The sequence below is a fragment of the Nitrosomonas sp. genome, from assembly GCA_031316255.1.
Taxonomy (GTDB): domain Bacteria; phylum Pseudomonadota; class Gammaproteobacteria; order Burkholderiales; family Nitrosomonadaceae; genus Nitrosomonas.
In genome coordinates this window covers 2,692,958-2,710,830 of sequence record JALDQW010000001.1, presented here as the reverse complement: position 1 = coordinate 2,710,830, position 17,873 = coordinate 2,692,958, and the positions used below count along the sequence as shown (strand labels likewise).

Below are 17,873 nucleotides of genomic sequence, written 5' to 3'. Positions count from 1 at the left end.
TCCATACCGGATAAATCGGTTACGTTAAAATTCATTAGTCCGAACCAACTCAATAAATAAAATTTACTGCCAAATGTCCGCGGGTAGTACCGGCCATTTTCTGGTTTCCGTCAATCAGTGCATGCCCAAAATCCAGACGCCCGGTAAAGCGTTTACCAATGGAAAAACGTATACCGCCACCAACACCAGCGAGTGTGCATGACGTATTATTGACCGTACACGGCATATTATGATTATTACCTGCCCAGCCTACGTCAAAGAACCCGATCGGCCTCAAACTGTAGTTTTCCGATTTGGCAAATTTGGCAATATCCGGGCCAAGTCCTTCGAGATTAAAAGTAATCCCATAATCGCCTACGACTTCGCGTTCACGATAGCCACGCACACTAATAATACCGCCCATAGCGCTACCGCCGCCGCCCATACCAAACTGTTCTCCCGGAACAAGGGCATGTGGACTGTACTGCGCCGCCACGCGCGTCGACACGCCAAACCCGGCAGGCAGCGTCAAATTACCAAACCCGAAAAACCGCCATACGACATAATGTTTTTCTGCATCCGGACGAATCGTATCGAATGCTCTGTCACTACTCCCACCGACATTTCCGGAAAAATTGGTATTAATTCCCATTGAGAATTTAGGCCCTGCTTTTTGACCGGCATAACCGATACTGAGTGGTGTAATCGTAACATCCGCAGTAGCCCTGCCACAGGCATCGGAGCCTGAAGTACCAAAAGCACAGTTATTGTTGAACGAGCGCCAGTCCCAGCCAAAGGTCATACGGTGATCGTATTCGCCCAACCGCCGCAAAAATCGATGTGCGCGAAAGCCGGCGATATCGCCTTTACCCGTAAAGCCGAGCACATTGACCGGTGTTGCTTGAGTGACACTTTCAACATTGGAATGTGCATAAAACGCATCAATGGCCGAAAAATAGTTATACAGTGGAATACGATAGCCAACGCTATAGATCTGCGCACGAGATGGATCTGTAGGTGAGACCTGAAACTGGAAAGTTCCGATATGATCCCGATTCCATAAATTGGCATGTTGAACGCCAACATTTGTCCGAAAATTTCCCGTACCAGGCGTACCCGCACTATCCACACCAAATAAAAGCCGCCACGCTCTTTCATCAGTCACTTTAATATCTGCATCGATTTCACCGGGTTTTGCACCCGCCACTAGCGCAACTCTTAGCTCCTTCACAGGATTCTCATTGGCCATCTGTACATTTCGATCAATATTTCTGACTGATGGTGTTTCACCCTTTCGCACATGCGGTAGACTGCCAAGAATATTTTCTTCATTGGCGCGCTTATTGCCTGATATTTGAATATTTGCAATCTTGCCTTCAACGACCTGGATGGTTATATTACCGTCAACCATAGTCTGTTCCGGCACAAACGCGACCACCCCTCCGTATCCTGCCGCCCGATAAGCCTGTTGAATGGCATCTGCAGCTTTTTCCAAATCAGCAAGTGTCTGTTCGTTGCCAGCAAGATGTGCAAAATATGGATCAAGCTCTTGATCAGATAGCAAGAAATTACCTTGCACTTCAATTGCCTTGACAAAAAAAGACGACTGATGCTGGTCTAAAGATGTGACAGGTGTTGTCTGCGCATGGTTATTCAAGCTGATGCTACTTAACAAACCAATTGCTGTTAATAAAAATACCTTGAAGTATCTTGCTACTCCGTTCATCGGATTTCGCCTTATGTAAAGAGGATTACCTAACTGGTTTTAATTTACATAATACCTTAAATTAAATCTGCCTCACAATCACAATCAATCAAGTGTTTTGATAAACCCATAACACGTTGCAAAACAACCAATTCGATGGTGCAACGTAAAATGTTAAATTTTTTGCAATTAATGCTATGGGATAAACATCCGGAATAGTTTAAATCAGGGCTTCTGGTTCAAGACGTGATAAATATCACACCCTCCGGGCAAAACATGAAAAAAACCTGATTTTGCCTTTGGGTAATACGATTATGATCCCGTTATCGCCGATAATGATTCAAACATCATACATTCAGCTTTCGCCAACGTAGAGCAATTCAGGCAGACCGAATCAATTGAATACCCAGGCGGGTGGTATTCCTAAACTGATCAGGATGGATTACGGTCAGGATCATTATTTTTCTTCCCCTGGAACCAACTCAGTGGCGGAATCTTTTTTAATGTCATGCCCAATAATTCCAGGAAGGACTTTTCAGAAAGTCGGTCATCGTTGCGCAACTGGAAAGCTCCGAGAGTTACAAATAAAACCACCATGCCAACAACTGCAAACAAGGCTTCCCAGAAATCAACCAATTTCAGTAACACCAGCATTATTCCAGCCAGAATTACCAATACAGCGGCATAGGAATAAATATTGGCGGCATGAATAGAACTCGTAACCGGAGGTTGATTTATGATGTTGACCGTAGGAGAAAATGACGGTTGTTGTTTTTGCGAAGATTCCGTTTTCAAAGCAATATCATCCTCGTTAAAAACGCCATCAAGCAACTTCTGAACAGGAACGTTTTCAAAACTTTTCCCGCATTGAGTTTTGGCATTTACGTTATTCTTCTCTTTGTTTTCGATTAGTTTCTTAAAATCATGTTCGAAAGGATCGACTGATTTTTCGCATTCACAGCAGTTGCACGGCACTTTCTGGAAAACTTTCAAAGAAGGGAACGAACGGCGGTGAATGATTTCGAGTTGTTGCCGGATGTCCCGCAGTACATTTTTCCGGTCTTCCGCTGATTTGCCTTGCACTTCCATTTTAATGATCTGCCGGCCCTGGGCTTTATCTTCGACAAACTGCACTTGCGCACGACAATGATCTTTCTGGATGACCATGCCATTTTCCCAGACGACTTTCATTGTTCCACGGGTTTCGATATCCTCATTCAACCTGACAATCAGCAGCCCGATAATGCCCTTGGGCATAAACGGATAATGATAGATATAGCGCAGCGTTTCCGGTGTTTCCGTCCATTCAAGGCCGGCGGGCTTTAACTCCGGCAAGAGTTGTGGCGCGATAAATATTTTTTTTCGGTTCTCGGTTGCTTCAAAACAGACTTCAAGGTTATTTTTCAGCATGAGATTGAGCAAATTTGCCTGCTCTCCCGCTGTAAATCCCTTTTCAGTCCAGACCTGCCGTAACAGCGCTTCGTCAAAACGCCCCTGATTGGCATTTTTAACCGCCTCATGTTTCATGATTTCATACACAGCCTGGACCGCCCATTGCGGGTTTAATATGATGAAGTCCGAAAGCTGGATGTCTTCCCGAAAGTGCAATATGATCCCCAAATCATGGAGCAACTGGCTCAGATCGTCTTGCTGCTGCTTCTCGGCGATGCCCTCCTCCTCACATATTTGAGCAAATCTTTCGGCATTGATATGATTGACTTGGATGGACGATGCGCGCAAATCAATGAGACGCCGGCGTACATTGTCCCAGAATGCAGGAATAATCAGCGGCAAATGGTCAATCTGACGGCAGAGGATCTCCTGAATGGTCTTCGTCAGCGCTTCAATTCGGCCATCGCCTTTTTTACCAAAATCAACTTCCCGCTTAACGATTTCAAGTTTCCGGCAATCCTGTTTCACGGTTGCCGGATCGTAAGGCATTCTGGCAATCGGGTTGCCCTTTTCATTCAAAATGACCAGCACCGGTAAGGGTTTCTCGGCTTCGGCTTCACAGCCCAATAATTCAATAATTTCCAGCCAATAGGGAAAATTGGCGACTTCACGCCGTCCATCGGCCAGTAAAACATAGAAGGAGCGGCGGGTGAGGAAAAACTGGTGCGTCATGTACTGGATATCCTGCCCGCCAAAATCCCAAAGGTTGACCAGAAACTCAGCATCGGACCGGTCTAGGTGCCTGAATGTCCAGCCTTCCCGGATTTGAATGCCGACTGTAGATTTTTGTTCGGGATCGGGAACCGGATGGTCCGGGTTCTGGAGCAGGTTCCAAAGCGTAGTCTTGCCGGTTTCCCCTTCTCCGACGATTAACATTTTCACTTCGAACAATTCCCGGGTACCCTGTGCCAGCAAATCTTTTAAAAAGCGCAGCACTGCGCCCTTGCCCTCTTTCATGATTTCCTCCGGAGGCGATTCCAGCGGGTTGTCGTCGATATCCAGGTGAGACAAATGGGCCAGACTGGGCGAAAGTGAAAACGCGGTCAATTGATTTTCATTCAGATCGAGCGCCTGCAGGCAAACCCCATACTTTTCCAGCAAACCTACAATTTCCAGCCATTTTGCGTTATCGAGGTTGACTCCTGCAAGATTGAGCCCGATCAGCCGGCCTTCCTCATCAAGGGCATACTTGGGATAATCCTTTTGAGTCCCCATGACGCCTCTTAATGGATCGATTTGATTTTTTGGAAGATTTAGTTCGAATCCTTGATCAAATAAATTTTCTATTTGTTTAACGACTTCAGGTTTCATGATGTATGTTTGTTTTTTGAAAAATGAGCGGCGGAATCTTCGCCAAAAGCCAACAACACCGGCTAGCAATACCGTCTAGTAATACCGGCTGCCAACACCCGTTACCAATACCGCCACCCAGAGAAACCAGAAACCAGTACTGGCTGCCTTTTTGTCCCGATGCAACTGCCGGAAACAGGGCCACCGCCTATTCAGTCGAAGCCATCCGGCTTTCCCGTGAGCTGGAGGGGAAGGACCAACCGGAAACCGATGTCGTTGTCACGATAGTCCGGATGGAACCTGTATCGGTTCGCGGAGCGACAGTCCAACGCCAGGCTGAAGGCGCCACCGCCACGAAGAACACGGTCCTCACCCCTGGGCGTGTCAATCCAGGCCAAGCCATTTTTTGGCGCGCCCGCGTAGTTGGGGTGGTAATCATCCTCACACCATTCCCATACATTGCCACTCAGATCGTAAATATCCAGCTCGTTGGCAAGCAGCAAACCGACGTCATGCGTCTCGTCATCGCTGTTTTCTTGGTACCAGCCTACCTGTTTCAGTTTGTCGCTTCCGGCGTAAGCATAATCCTGGCTGTATCGGCCACCCCGTGCCGCATATTCCCATTGTACTTCTGTCGGCAAGCGGAAGGTTTTGCCGGTCTCGGCATTCAGTTTTTCAATAAAAACCTGGACATCGTCCCAGGACACCCGTTCGACAGGCCGCTGCTCTCCCTGAAACCTAGACGGGTTATTTCCCATAACAGCTTGCCACAGTCGCTGCGTGACCGGGAACTGACCGATATAAAAAGAAGCGACTGCAATCCGATGCGCGGGTTTTTCGGATTTATATTCACTCTCGTTGTCGCCCATCGAAAAGTTGCCGCCTTCGACGAAAACGAGGTCAAAGGACAAACCGGAAGACAGCGTTATTGTTTGAGTGGGTAAATGCATTTTTCAGGTTTCTGTGGTAACCACTCGGGCAATATAACACTGGTATGATATTTTTTTCATTTTCATCATCCGAATATTTTATTAAAAATTCTATTGAGTCCCGCCTAAAACCCTTGACCCGCCGCGCTCACCGGACTGCGCCACTCGGCCATCCCTTCCTCGCTTGCTTGCCCGGCCACAACGGCTCGTTTTCTTTTGCTCAAGGGAAAGCCGAAGTGACTAACCCACTGACTGGAAGGGAAGGACCAGCCGGAATCCGAAGTTGCTGCGACGATCGGCCGGATGGTACCTGCGCCGGAACGTGGAGCGGCAGTGCAAGGCCTTGTGGAAATTGCTGCCGCCGCGAAGAACACGGCCCTCACCTCTGGGCGTATCAATCCAGGCCGAACCATCTTTTGGCGCGCCCTCATAGTTGGGGTGATAATCATCCTCGCACCATTCCCGTACATTGCCGCTCAGATCGTAAATATCCAGCTCATTGGCAAGCAGCAAGCCGACGTCATGCGTCTCGCCATTGCTGTTTTCATCATACCAGCCAACCTGTTTCAGTTTGTCGCTGCCAGCAAAAGTATAACCCTGGCTGTATTTGCCACCGCGCGCCGCATATTCCCATTGCGCCTCTGTCGGCAAGCGGAAGGTTTTGCCGGTCACAGCGTTCAGTTGTTCAATAAAAACCTGTGCATCGTCCCAGGAAACCTGTTCGACCGGCCGCATCTCACCTTGAAACATGGACGGATTCTTGTCCATAACAGCTTGCCACAAACGCTGCGTGACCGGATACCGACCCATATAAAAAGAAGCGACTGCAACCTGATGCGCGGGTTTTTCAAAATTATATTTACTCTCGTTGTCGCCCATCGTAAAGCTGCCGCCTTCGACGAAAACGAGTTCAAGATCTGGAAAAGCAATCTGGTTATCTTTCTGATGTTCCATGTGGTTTGAGTTCATCGATTCGCAGTGTTGAGTGTAGAGAAAAAGCGGCAGAAATGATGCATAATAGAAAACTCGCTGCCCATAGCAGTATCTTGATCGATATGTTAAGCGTATCGTGCCGCCAGGCAAGATGCAAGACACGCATTTACCGGTCTTGTGCGCCCTTCTGCTTGCGAATATATTATTCATTTTTGACTTGAGGAAAACAACATGTTGGTGACATTTAAAACGGATGTTGGCAATATCGCCATGTTTGGTGATGTTGCGCTGCAGATGATCAAAATGATGGGACACAGCGAAACCATACCTGGCGCTATCCTTGCAGAAGATTTGCCACAGGCACTAAGCCGATTAAAGAATGCTTTAGCCAATGAAAAAGCACCGCCGCCAACCGACAAGGATGAAGACGATGATGACAAAAAACCTGCCATAAGCACAACGCATCGCGCCATACCCCTGATTAATTTATTGACTGAAGCAATAGCCGCAGATTGTGATTTGATGTGGGAATGAATTGGACGGAATCTAGAACTTGCCGATTCAACTGTACTCTTGCATCTACCGGATATTTTTAAAGACACCGTATCCACAAAGTAAGCAGCGTAGAAATGATAAAATCATGCGCCGTTTTCATATTTTCAACCTGTTTGATTTTCCGCAAACCCGGCAACGTGTGTTTTGGTTAAAATGCCCCGCAGCATGCATGTTTTACCCGGACCGGCTTGATTTTTGTCTGTTTTTTGCAAATAAAACACATTTTTTTCGTCATTTATGCAAAAATCATACGAAAGTTATTGATTTCTAAAATTATATACTGATACATTACTAATCACTTCTATAATCACTGATTGGAGTCCTTCAAATGAACAAAACCGAATTGATTGATGCAATTGCAACCCGTTCCAATACTTCCAAGGCGCAAACAGCAACGATGCTCAATGGATTGATTGATGTTGTTCAAAAAGAGCTGGCTGGCGGCAGTAGTGTTCAGTTAATCGGCTTCGGCACATTTTCTGTAACCAAACGTGCAGCTCGGGAAGGCCGCAATCCGGCAAACGGCAGTCCGATGAAAATTCCCGCCAAAAAAGTCGTGAAGTTCAAAGCAGGAAAGGCATTGGCGGATTCGACCGCTTCCGGCAAACTGCCGCGTGCCGCCAAAGCTGCGAAACCGGTTAAAAAAGCAGTGAAAAAGAAATAGTTCGAACCGAAATTCCCGAAAAATCACCAGGTGGCCTGCAGAAGCGAAACCGCAATACAGCTTTCTAAAGGCCACTTTCAAAATATTTTCCAATCGAAATTTATTGCGTGGTTGGCAACCGTTTTTTAAGTTAGTTTTACCTTCCGGGGTTCTGAAACCCGAAGCTGACAAAACACACCAAAGAACGATCAGAATATCCGCCAGCGCAGGCAAAACTCATAGAGAAGCCATATATTTGGCATTCTGAAGTCATATATTCCATCAGTCTTGTCTCGCGAAAACCTGCACATGGTTTTCACATTCTAGCTTTAAAAGTATTGGCTATACTGCCTTATACTGTTAAGCTTTTAGTCATGGAAACAAGCTTAAAAGGAAAATGACATGAATCAGGAAATACCACCATTAGACCCGCATCCACTCAGCGAATACGTTGCCTGGGCTGGCGGGCGTAACCGTGAGCCTATCTTAGGCGTTTTGAAAGAGAAACTGCCCAAAGATCCCGAACGAGTTCTGGAAATGGCCAGCGGCAGCGGCATGCATCTTAATTATTTTGCGCCGCATTTCGAGCATTTGCATTTTCATCCATCCGACAGGGATATTGAGGTTTTTGATAACATCAAGAACCTGACAAGCCAGCAAGGCAATGACAATATTGCAGATCCGGTGCATCTGGATTTGACCGATCCGGATACTTGGTTCAATCCAGGCCCGGAAAAATCATTTGCCGCAATTTTTTGCATTAATATCTTCCAGGTTGCGCCCATCTCCATAGCTGACGGCATGATGAAATGCGCATCACAGCTATTGAAAGATGACGGCTTTATGCTGATCTATGGTCCGTTCCAGATTGAAGGCAGGTTCACCACAGACTCCAACAGGGAATTTCATGAAACGTTGAGTTCTGCCGGCGTAATGGAATGGGGCCTGAAAGATATTGCCGATCTAAAAAAAGCGGCTGGCAATCATGGCATGGAACTGAAAGAAATCATCGATATGCCGAGCAATAATTTTTCATTAATATTCGGTAAAAAATAATCCATGGCGGCTTCGGGTTCTGCCATAGTCGTCGGCGTCGGGCCTGAACGAGGCTTGGGCGCCGCATTAGCGCGCCGTTTTGCTGAAAATGGATTGCATGTCTTCATTGCGGGACGCAATGAAGACAAACTGAACGTTGTTGCAAATGGAATCCGGCAATCGGGCGGCAATGCCACCCCGGCTGTTGCCGATATCACGGCTGAAAAAGATGTTAACCGGCTGTTCGATACCATTCGTGCCCGTAATGATAAAATCCAGATTGCTGCTTACAATGTCGACAGCAATCTCCCCTCGCCTTTTCTGGAAACCAGCGTTGAAACGTTTACAACATTGTGGCAACAGAATTGCCTGGGCGCATTTTTATTTGCCAAACCATTAATGGCGATCATGCAGGCTCAGAAACAAGGCACGGTTTTCTTTACCGGCGCTACCGGTTCACTCAGGGCAAAGCCGCCTTTTACTGCATTCGCTGCCGCCAAGGCGGGATTAAGAGTGCTGGCGCAGGGTCTTGCAAGAGAATTTTCACCGCAAGGCGTTCATGTAGTACATACAGTGATCGACGGCGTGATCAATGGAGAACGCGCACGCCAGCAGTTTCCCGAGTATGTCAAAACCAAAGGCGACGATGGGTTATTGCAACTGGAAGCGATCACTCAGACCTATTGGGCGATTCATCAGCAGCCACGCAGCGCCTGGACCCACGAACTCGATTTGCGGCCTTATAAGGAGCCGTTTTAGGAACTGTTTCACGAACCATTTTAACCCTGATAACAAATTATTATACAAATGACCCCGGAATACACTATGAATACTTCTACAGACTGGAATATACAAGGCAGTTATTTTGAAGCCTGCAATTGTGAAACCGCATGTCCTTGTGTCTGGTTTCAACCCCCTTCGGAAGGCAACTGTAAGCTGTTCGTTGCCTGGCATATCGAAAACGGCCATTTAAATGGCGAAACGCTCGATGGTTTGAATGTCGCACTGGCCTGTTTTTCTCCTGGACATATGAAAGACGGTAACTGGCAGGCGGCGTTATATATTGATGAACGCGCCAGCGATTCGCAATTTGAAGCCATCGTACAAATTTTCAGCGGCAAGCATGGCGGACACCCTGCTGTACTCATGAGCTTTGTCACCGAAATATGGGGTATCAAAAAAGTCAAAATAGATTACCGGATAGACGGTAATAAGCGTGAACTGACAATACCCGAGATCGTAGATATGAAAGTTGAAAGCATTCAGGGTATCAAAGGCGGCGAATCAACCATCGATAATCCACCCTTATGCGTGGTCACCAGCCATCCGGCGGTTGTCGCCCGTTCAGTCAATTATGAATTCCATGATTATGACAAAGCCTGGAAATTCTCTGAGCGCAACAGTTATTATTCACAATTCACCTATCAACCCTGACATTCCAGATATAACCATGCCGGATTTTTAAATCCGGCTATTTCCTCGCCAGCGCATGTCAAGAAATCAGGCCATTATTTTTATTTCCCTGCTGGCCGTTATTATCGCCTCCTGGTGTTATCTTTATTTTCAGCACTGGCAGATGACGTCGCTGCCGATGTCGGAAATGTGGATGCCGCCTTCCGATACAGCCGCATGGCAATGGATGGATTTCTGGCTGGTTTACGTGATGTGGGCCGTCATGATGGCCGCAATGATGCTGCCCTCAGCCATTCCGATGATTCTGGTCTATACAAAAATCTGCGAAAAGCGGTATCAAACCGCACACCCCTACGGTTTCCTGTTTGCATTGGCTTATCTTCTGGTCTGGCTGGTATTCAGTATTGCTTTGACGCTGTTACAGTGGCAACTGCATGGTTTGCAGTTTTTAACGCCGATGATGGATGTCCGCCATGAACTGATGGCGGCTATCATCTTTCTGCTGGCGGGTATCTACCAGTTCACACCGCAAAAAAACAATTTTCTTCAGTCCTGCCGCACGCCAATGGGATTCTTATTGACGGAATGGCGGGAAGATACCACAGGCGCATTCCGGATGGGTTTGAAGCACGGCGGCATGTGCCTGGGTTGTTGCTGGGCACAAATGCTTCTCATGTTTGCTGTCGGCGTAATGAACCTGTTGGGCATGGTTTTTATTACATTGCTGGTGTTTATTGAAAAAATCACCCCCGGTCATCATCAGTTTTTTTCCAAAATAATTGGCATTCTGTTTATAGTATGGGGTATCTGGCTTTTTCAAACATCATCGTGAATTTCTATGAATCCTGATACTTCGCCGTTACAACCAACCCCCCAGTCTGAACATGACCGGACACGCAATTCGCTGGGCATTATTCAATATCCGCAAAGAACAGAGCTATATAGCGAGCTCAATGCAATCGCCTATGAATTACTCACAATACCCGCACAGCTTTCTCATTTGGTCTTGCTGTCTGACCGGCAATCGGTAGATCAGGAACGGCAACTGGTCGCCGAATTATGCGAGCAATATAATATTTCACCGCCCAATAATCATGAAAACGAATTCACCGCACACCTGGGTGAATTACAATTGCGCTGGGAACGGCATACCGAATATTCAACCTACACGGTTTATCAGGCGAGCACTTTTGAAATCCCTTTTGAACAGCCGCCAATCAAACGTCTACCGCATAAATGGCTGGCCAGTTTACCTGGCGAAGTGCTTGTTGCCACCCATATTGCGTTAGATGACCGTTCACGCCCCAAACGAAGCCTGAGCGAACTGGCGCAAATTTTTTCATCGAATACCGTCATTGGCTCAAAAGTAGCTGGGGGAAGCGCCAGTGTGTGGAGTGACAATCAAATCCATGAAGATGGTTTTGGCCGCATTCTGGTTCATGACGATAACCTGCGCAGCCGACAGGTCGGCCGTCTGGTGCAGCGCCTGCTTGAAATTGAAACCTATCGCATGCTGGCCATGCTGCCGTTACCCTTGACGCGCGATATGATTCCTAAATTGGCAAAAGCCGATCATCGTCTGGCGTCGCTAAGAAACACCGAACTCACCAACATTGATGACGAACAACGGCTACTGACCGAATTAACCATCCTGGCCGCTGAAATTGAGGTTTTGTCCGCTCAGACCAGCCACCGGTTCAATGCCTCCCGCGCTTATTACGATATTGTAAAACTGCGTATCACCGAACTGCGCGAGGAACGCATTGAAGGCTTGCAGATGCTGCAGGAATTCATGATACAGCGCTTGTCGTCCGCTATGGGTACATGCGAACTGGTGCATTCCAAACTGGAAAATCTATCGCTGCATGTTGCCCGCGCATCCGAATTACTCAGAACGCGCGTCGATATCTCCATGGAGGCGCAGATTCGCGACTTGCTGAAATCCATGGATGCCCGCGCGCATGTGCAACTGCGCCTGCAGGAAACAGTCGAAGGTTTGTCGGTCGTCGTGCTGAGCTATTATCTGCTGGGTTTGATCGGCTACGGGTTAAAAGCGATCAAGGCAGCGGGATACATGATTAATGTAGAACTGCTGACCGGCATCGCTGTCCCCGTTGTCGTAATCAGTGTTTTTTTTGCGGTCAGAGGCATACGGAACCTGGTCAGCAAACAGCACAAGGACATTTCTAAAAAATAGGCTCGCCAGCAGAATCAGCAGCGACACAGCAAGTCAGGCGTGTGTATTCCCGGAATCGCTAGAAATCTTCGCCAAGAAGATACCCTTTGATCGATGCCAAATTGAGTTTTAACCATTCATTCTTCCCGCACTTCCGAGTTTTATATTTGAAAATAGCGGAAAAATTCAGTATGCTGACATTCATTGACTTCAATTGACATGATCAGGGGAATAAAATGAGTCAAATAACTGCAAGATTGCCAGATGAATTAGTTGCTGCACTGGATGAAGCTGCGGCGAAACTCCACCGCACACGCGCCGAAGTTGTCAGGCAAGCCGTTGAATATTATCTCGATGATTTCGAGGATATCTCTCACGCAATAGAAGTGTTGCGCGATCCAGCCGACCCAGTTTTAGATTGGGAAATCGTGAAGCATGATCTACTCCGTTAGTATTAAACAGAGTGCAGTAAAAGCGTTGAAAAATATCCCCGCTGCTGACCGGACACGCATCATTAACGCGATAGACCGGCTCAAGACAAACCCGGAAGCAGGTGGCGTGCTGAAAGGTGAATTCTCCGGGCTACGCCGTATTCGCATTGGCTCGTATCGCGTCGTATATGAAGTACAAAATCGAAAACTGATTGTACTCGTCATCCGTATCGGCCATCGCCGAGAGATTTATCGGTAAGAATTTAGTCACTCGTCAACCGGCCTAGCATTCGGTAATACTCACAGCCAAACCACCCAAAGATGTTTCCTTGTATTTAACCGACATTTCCAGGCCGGTCTGTTTCATCGCCGCAATACAATTGTCCAAAGACATAAAATGCTGCCCATCGCCCCGGACGGCAAGGGATGCCGCTGTATACGCCTTAATTGCGCCAAAACCGTTGCGCTCGATACACGGCACCTGAACGAGACTGCCGACTGGATCGCAGGTCATTCCCAGATGATGCTCCAGTGCAATTTCTGCCGCATTCTCAATCTGCGCCGTCGTTCCTCCCTTGATCGCACACAGTCCGGCTGCGGCCATAGCCGAGGCAGAGCCGACCTCGCCCTGACAGCCTACTTCAGCACCCGATATGGAGCTGTTGTGCTTGATCAAACCGCCTACTGCGGCTGCGACCAAAAGAAAATCGCGCACCTGCTCTTCTGTTGCATTTTCATGTTTGACTGCATAATAAATCACAGCCGGAATAACCCCTGCAGCACCATTGGTCGGCGCGGTGACCACCATATGGCCTGCTGCGTTTTCTTCGTTGACCGCCATGGCGTAAGCGCACAACCAGTCATTTAAATTTGCGTGCTGCGGATTTTCCTGAAGTTGGTGGTACAACGCCTTTGCACGCCTTTGTACTTTTAAACCACCCGGCAAGCAGCCTTCGGTTGTCAAGCCATTCTGTATACAGGAATACATGGCATTCCAGGTCGCATCCAGACCAGCGTTCAATTTTTCTTCACTGATACGTTCCTGTTCGTTGCTTCGTTTCATTCCGGCAACGGATAAACCGCTATCGGCTGACATTTTCATCATCTGGTTGGCATTTGCAAATGGAAAACCACAGGAATTTTCCGTATCCATTTTAAGTGGTGCCACCAGCTGATTGATTTCTGCCAAAGTGGTGATAAAACCACCGCCAATAGAGAAATAGGTTTCCGTCAGAACCGTTTTCCCGACCGAATCCATGAGCTGAAAAATCATGCCGTTTGGATGCTCGGGCAACGGTTCCCCACGATCGAAAACAATATCATCGGGTACAGTAAACAGTATTGAGGCGTGACTATTACTCGCAATGGTATTTCGTGCAGAAAGACTGTCTACCAGTGTATTGACATCTTCTTTTGCGAGTCCTTGCGGCGTGTAATCATTCAAACCCAGAATAACTGCGCGATCTGTCGCATGACCTTTCCCTGTAAACGCCAAAGAACCTTTGAGCGTACACCGCAAATGGAATGGTTGCATATCTTTATGATCGGTGACAAATGCAACACATCGGCGACGAAAATCCTTTGCAGCCACCATCGGCCCCATTGTGTGTGAACTCGAGGGACCGATGCCAATTTTAAAAAGATCAAGAACACTGATAAACATGAATATTGCCTAAAAAAGAAAATTTCATTTGATTTAAGTTAAATATTGTTTTGTTAGGTTTCTAAAGTTATTTCATTTTAGCCGACTTTAATGCAAAATGTTTTATATAACGACAGCGGGCGGTTCGAAAATTTTAATCACACACCCTAAAATTAATTGATAGCGCCGTTCTGATAGTACCGTTCCAAAAATTACAACGAAATGAATTCGCTCTATTTTTCAAGTTCATTAAGAAAATGAAATAAACGAGGTAAATTATGACAACAGTTGGTGCACGCCTAAATCGTCTTGTTGAAGAAAAAGAACATGACACGTATAAAATCAAGAAAAAACTTTCTGAACCCACAGTATGCCCGAATTGTAGCGCTGTCTTTCATAAGGGACACTGGCAGTGGCTGGATGTTCCAAACAATGCAGAAGAACATAAATGTCCTGCATGCCTGCGCATCGAAGACAAAGTTCCCTGCGGTTATGTCAGTATCAGTGGTGAATTTTACCATCAGCATAAAGACGAAATCATGGGATTGATTCGTAACAAGGAAAATCGCGAAAAAACAGGACACCCGTTAAACCGCATTATGGACATGGTTGAAACCGATGATGGCCTGGAAATCACCACAACCGATATGCATTTACCTCGAGACATCGGCGTGGCGCTGGAACATGCCTATGACGGAACGCTTGACTATCATTACGAAGCCGGCAGCAATATCCTGCGGGTCAAATGGTCGCGGTAAATGCAATTGAAAAATAATCCATTGCGCTGTCTTTCTTGTTCTCCAACCGGAGACGGTAATTTGGATTAACCCTTTCTTTAAAGGGCACCTCCAAAAATTCAGAGTTTTAAACAAGACGAGGCGAGAACAAAAAATCTTGACGCAGCATATGATTGATATGTAAGGAGATATTTTTTGTGAGCAACAAAGTATTGTGACAAAATATGGATTTTTAGAGATGCCCTAAAGGGAAATATCTTTTTTACTTGAGAGATCGCGCAACCACAATTCCAGTCTCCGTGTAGCCGTCACATCATCACGATTATAGGCAAGGATCTCGGCTTTCAAACGTTGTCTTGTGCCTGGATCAGTTTCCTCGAGAAACCGGTTAAATTGTACGATAGACCACTGGGAGCCGGATTCTTCGTTTTCCCATTGAAAATTTACCAGTTTGGGATGCTTGCAGATATCCTTTAAACCATAACCCAGCAATGGCAGCACCAGGTTATCCAGTACCGGTTTCTGCATATCGAATAACGGGCTGACTTCGCCTTGCAGTCCCAGCAGCCACTGTACCGTCTGATGATTTATCATCTCGTAACGTTCGGCATATTTTTTGATAGTCGCGCGTTCGTGATTGGAGTAATGCGCAAATATCACTGAATCATACCGTTCGCGATAGTGTTTCATTTTTTCCAGAAATGCGAGCCAGCCGTGATAATCCTGCGTGTCGTCATCCGTCCAGACATAATCAAAGCTGTTTTGGGTATATGGCGGCGCCAGTAATCCCCACAAATAAACATGTCTGTCGCACGTGGTTGCCAATGGGTTATCTTCAATGTCGAAATGAATCCAGTTACCTTCCGGCAGCACGATATGATTCAACTGAAATAGTTCATCATGCAAACTAGACCGGGCCTGCAGGATGACACGCTGTTTCTTTTTCTGGCCGGTAAGATGCGGAACATCGGGGATATTTACAGCATCGAGCACCGCAAGCCGCGAGATTGTATCTATGCCTGCCTGGGCCAGATATTCTGCAGTACGGCCATGCACCCCGTAAAGCAATGAAATATCTTCATCGGCTTCAAATTGTGGCCGGCAATGCAAAAAATAGGGACAAATACGGCATCGACTGTGGCTGTAACGTACCGCCGGTTGTTCCGATTGCTCACTTAACCGGTGCATACTTTGAAGAAATGCATCGACTAGCGCGTCAACTTCATCGCCGAGATTCGCCGTTCTCCCATCGCCGAGAAATACAATGGCCGGTAAATTACTGGCCAACAGCCGGCGATAAAGCCCCAGTTGAATGTGCAAGGCTTTCTTGTTTTCGTTTTGCGTTAATTTGGCGTCGGCTGCTTGATATTGACCATTCTCGTGACGAATCAGAAAATCCGGAAAACCGACGAGCCCTTCTTCCTGATTTATAAGCCGTGCCTGATAAATAACGGATACGCCCTCGTGCATCAGTGATTGTGTGTGCTCAAAAGACTTTGCTTGTTGTACTTCATGCTTGGCTTGCAGTTGTGTCAATATACGCCTTTCATGTTGCAATCCGGCATCGAACAACAGCTGGCCAAACGAATCGGGTTCATACGTGGTTGGCTGATGCATATCCAGCCAGGTACGCCGTATACATGAAACCCATGACGTGGCGTCACTGGGTTTGATCAATTTACCGTTGGATTGACTGTCTGTCATATCGTCGCTCAGTAATTCATGGCGTTACGCTTCGCATTGACTATTTTCTCAGATCAAGTGATGATAACTGAAATCCATAGCGGTACTTTGTGACACGTTAAAAAGTTGGAAAGGAAACAGATTATGAAAATTGTAGCAGTATTTGGCATAGCCATTGTATCAACGCTGATGGTTTCGCCCGCTCTGGCAGGTTCACTGGAAAAATACAGGGACGATTTCCCTCCGGCATCGGTTTATCAACAACAGTTTTCTCCCGATGAAGTCAAAAGACGTCTTAACGAAAAAATGAAACGCGCGATTCAAATACTCAATACCATGGAAGGTGAGGAAAAAGAACGCTGGATTGGTGAGTACAAAAACCGGCTTGAGGAAGCGCTCGCCTCAGGCAATCATTTAAAAGCGGCGTATTACAGAGGTATCCTGGAAGGAGCAGAATAGAAAACCATGAAAACAATTGTTTTATTCATTCTGCTGTTGTTAGTATCTCCAGGCGCATATACGCAAGCTACTGCTCCATCGCCGGTTTCGGCAAATAATTCATCGGAACTCGAGGCGCTGTCATTTGACAAGGTTTTTGACAAAATCACCCTGGAAGAAACCGATTCACTAATAAGCGCTGTCGACCCAACAAGTTCTATCAAATTTGTCCGCGTAAAAAATGAATTCTATTATGTCGTTATTCTTTCCCTGATGTGTCTGTTATGTCTCAGTATCGTGTTGTTTTTTCTGGTAAAACTCAAGAAAGATGCACAACCTAAAGATATCGTAAGTGGGGCCGGCCTCATTATCATTGTGTTTGGCACCATTATTCTGGTACTGATTGTCGACACATCGGAACAATTGACCGCAGCCATCGGTATTCTCGGCGCAATCGCCGGATATCTGTTCCGCTCAGCGCAGGAAAACGGCCATAAACCCGATCAGAAACTGTCTGCAGAAAAAGAAAATTAGCGCATTCTCATTATTGCGCCTGTGGAATTATCAGACAAACTTTGTAAAGCACTTTGTTTACAATCTGCGTACTGGTATACTCACGCCTCGTAAAAACATTCTGTTTTTCAATGGCGGGCCTCCCCGCATTGCAAAGTAGTGAATCTGGTCAGGTCCGGAAGGAAGCAGCCACAGCTATTTCTTGCAAGTGCCGGGGGTTTGGCTCGCCACCCTGTTGATTTCTATATACAAAATTGTTCTGCAACACAGGTCAATGTAATGGCGTCAACCGACCTGCTATAATATACATTTGGTTTTA

General features: G+C 46.7%; 18 protein-coding genes and 1 other RNA gene. 13 read left to right on the top strand and 6 right to left on the bottom strand.

Annotated elements, in window-relative coordinates:
• Positions 1-49: 49 nt before the first annotated feature.
• The 4 genes from MRK00_12140 to MRK00_12125 form a co-directional block, all read right to left on the bottom strand.
• Positions 50-1,705 carry a hypothetical protein gene (locus tag MRK00_12140; protein MDR4518119.1) on the bottom strand — a complete coding sequence of 552 codons (1,656 nt, stop codon included), beginning with the start codon at positions 1,703-1,705 and terminating at the stop codon, positions 50-52.
• A 411-nt stretch (positions 1,706-2,116) separates the two neighbouring features.
• Positions 2,117-4,447, bottom strand: a complete 2,331-nt coding sequence (locus MRK00_12135) for a hypothetical protein (GenBank protein ID MDR4518118.1) — start codon at positions 4,445-4,447, stop codon at positions 2,117-2,119.
• Between the two features lie 191 nt (positions 4,448-4,638).
• The gene (locus MRK00_12130) at positions 4,639-5,376 is read right to left on the bottom strand and encodes a formylglycine-generating enzyme family protein (GenBank protein ID MDR4518117.1); all 738 of its coding nucleotides are present in this window, start codon (positions 5,374-5,376) and stop codon (positions 4,639-4,641) included.
• A 219-nt stretch (positions 5,377-5,595) separates the two neighbouring features.
• Complete coding sequence (locus MRK00_12125; GenBank protein MDR4518116.1) at positions 5,596-6,324, bottom strand: formylglycine-generating enzyme family protein; 729 nt, start codon at positions 6,322-6,324, stop codon at positions 5,596-5,598.
• Positions 6,325-6,519: 195 nt separating this feature from the next.
• Here MRK00_12125 and MRK00_12120 point away from each other — a divergent pair, with 195 nt between their 5' ends.
• The 9 genes from MRK00_12120 to MRK00_12080 all read left to right on the top strand — a co-directional run bounded on the left by MRK00_12120 (position 6,520) and on the right by MRK00_12080 (position 12,800).
• Complete coding sequence (locus MRK00_12120; protein MDR4518115.1) at positions 6,520-6,822, top strand: DUF1840 domain-containing protein; 303 nt, start codon at positions 6,520-6,522, stop codon at positions 6,820-6,822.
• A 349-nt stretch (positions 6,823-7,171) separates the two neighbouring features.
• Complete coding sequence (locus tag MRK00_12115) at positions 7,172-7,507, top strand: HU family DNA-binding protein (protein MDR4518114.1); 336 nt, start codon at positions 7,172-7,174, stop codon at positions 7,505-7,507.
• 381 nt (positions 7,508-7,888) lie between these two features.
• Positions 7,889-8,542 (top strand): class I SAM-dependent methyltransferase, encoded by a 654-nt coding sequence (locus MRK00_12110; protein ID MDR4518113.1) that lies wholly within the window; start codon positions 7,889-7,891, stop codon positions 8,540-8,542.
• 3 nt (positions 8,543-8,545) lie between these two features.
• The gene (locus tag MRK00_12105; GenBank protein MDR4518112.1) at positions 8,546-9,280 is read left to right on the top strand and encodes an SDR family NAD(P)-dependent oxidoreductase; all 735 of its coding nucleotides are present in this window, start codon (positions 8,546-8,548) and stop codon (positions 9,278-9,280) included.
• A gap of 66 nt (positions 9,281-9,346) precedes the next feature.
• Positions 9,347-9,955 carry a DUF1326 domain-containing protein gene (locus MRK00_12100; GenBank protein ID MDR4518111.1) on the top strand — a complete coding sequence of 203 codons (609 nt, stop codon included), beginning with the start codon at positions 9,347-9,349 and terminating at the stop codon, positions 9,953-9,955.
• A gap of 55 nt (positions 9,956-10,010) precedes the next feature.
• Positions 10,011-10,766: a DUF2182 domain-containing protein gene (locus MRK00_12095; protein ID MDR4518110.1), complete on the top strand. Its 756-nt coding sequence runs from the start codon at positions 10,011-10,013 to the stop codon at positions 10,764-10,766.
• A 6-nt stretch (positions 10,767-10,772) separates the two neighbouring features.
• On the top strand, positions 10,773-12,131 hold the full coding sequence (locus MRK00_12090) for a DUF3422 domain-containing protein (GenBank protein MDR4518109.1): 1,359 nt from the start codon (positions 10,773-10,775) through the stop codon (positions 12,129-12,131).
• A 215-nt stretch (positions 12,132-12,346) separates the two neighbouring features.
• The gene (locus MRK00_12085; protein ID MDR4518108.1) at positions 12,347-12,562 is read left to right on the top strand and encodes a ribbon-helix-helix domain-containing protein; all 216 of its coding nucleotides are present in this window, start codon (positions 12,347-12,349) and stop codon (positions 12,560-12,562) included.
• Positions 12,546-12,800 (top strand): type II toxin-antitoxin system RelE/ParE family toxin, encoded by a 255-nt coding sequence (locus MRK00_12080; GenBank protein ID MDR4518107.1) that lies wholly within the window; start codon positions 12,546-12,548, stop codon positions 12,798-12,800. The genes MRK00_12085 and MRK00_12080 overlap by 17 nt, the downstream gene beginning before the upstream one ends.
• A 24-nt stretch (positions 12,801-12,824) precedes the next feature.
• On the opposite strand, the gene MRK00_12075 is transcribed toward MRK00_12080, so the two are convergent.
• On the bottom strand, positions 12,825-14,204 hold the full coding sequence (locus tag MRK00_12075; protein ID MDR4518106.1) for an L-serine ammonia-lyase: 1,380 nt from the start codon (positions 14,202-14,204) through the stop codon (positions 12,825-12,827).
• A gap of 257 nt (positions 14,205-14,461) precedes the next feature.
• Between MRK00_12075 and MRK00_12070 the strand changes: the two genes are divergently transcribed.
• Entirely contained in the window at positions 14,462-14,941 is a 480-nt protein-coding gene (locus tag MRK00_12070) for an ATPase (protein MDR4518105.1), read from the top strand.
• A gap of 222 nt (positions 14,942-15,163) precedes the next feature.
• On the opposite strand, the gene MRK00_12065 is transcribed toward MRK00_12070, so the two are convergent.
• Positions 15,164-16,624: a TM0106 family RecB-like putative nuclease gene (locus MRK00_12065; GenBank protein ID MDR4518104.1), complete on the bottom strand. Its 1,461-nt coding sequence runs from the start codon at positions 16,622-16,624 to the stop codon at positions 15,164-15,166.
• A 123-nt stretch (positions 16,625-16,747) separates the two neighbouring features.
• Here MRK00_12065 and MRK00_12060 point away from each other — a divergent pair, with 123 nt between their 5' ends.
• The 3 genes from MRK00_12060 (at position 16,748) to ffs (ending at position 17,786) form a co-directional block, all read left to right on the top strand.
• Complete coding sequence (locus MRK00_12060; protein MDR4518103.1) at positions 16,748-17,062, top strand: hypothetical protein; 315 nt, start codon at positions 16,748-16,750, stop codon at positions 17,060-17,062.
• 6 nt (positions 17,063-17,068) lie between these two features.
• Positions 17,069-17,575, top strand: coding sequence for a hypothetical protein (locus MRK00_12055; GenBank protein MDR4518102.1), 507 nt, complete (start codon positions 17,069-17,071; stop codon positions 17,573-17,575).
• A 112-nt stretch (positions 17,576-17,687) separates the two neighbouring features.
• Positions 17,688-17,786: signal recognition particle sRNA small type (ffs, locus tag MRK00_12050), an RNA gene on the top strand.
• Positions 17,787-17,873: the final 87 nt, after the last annotated feature.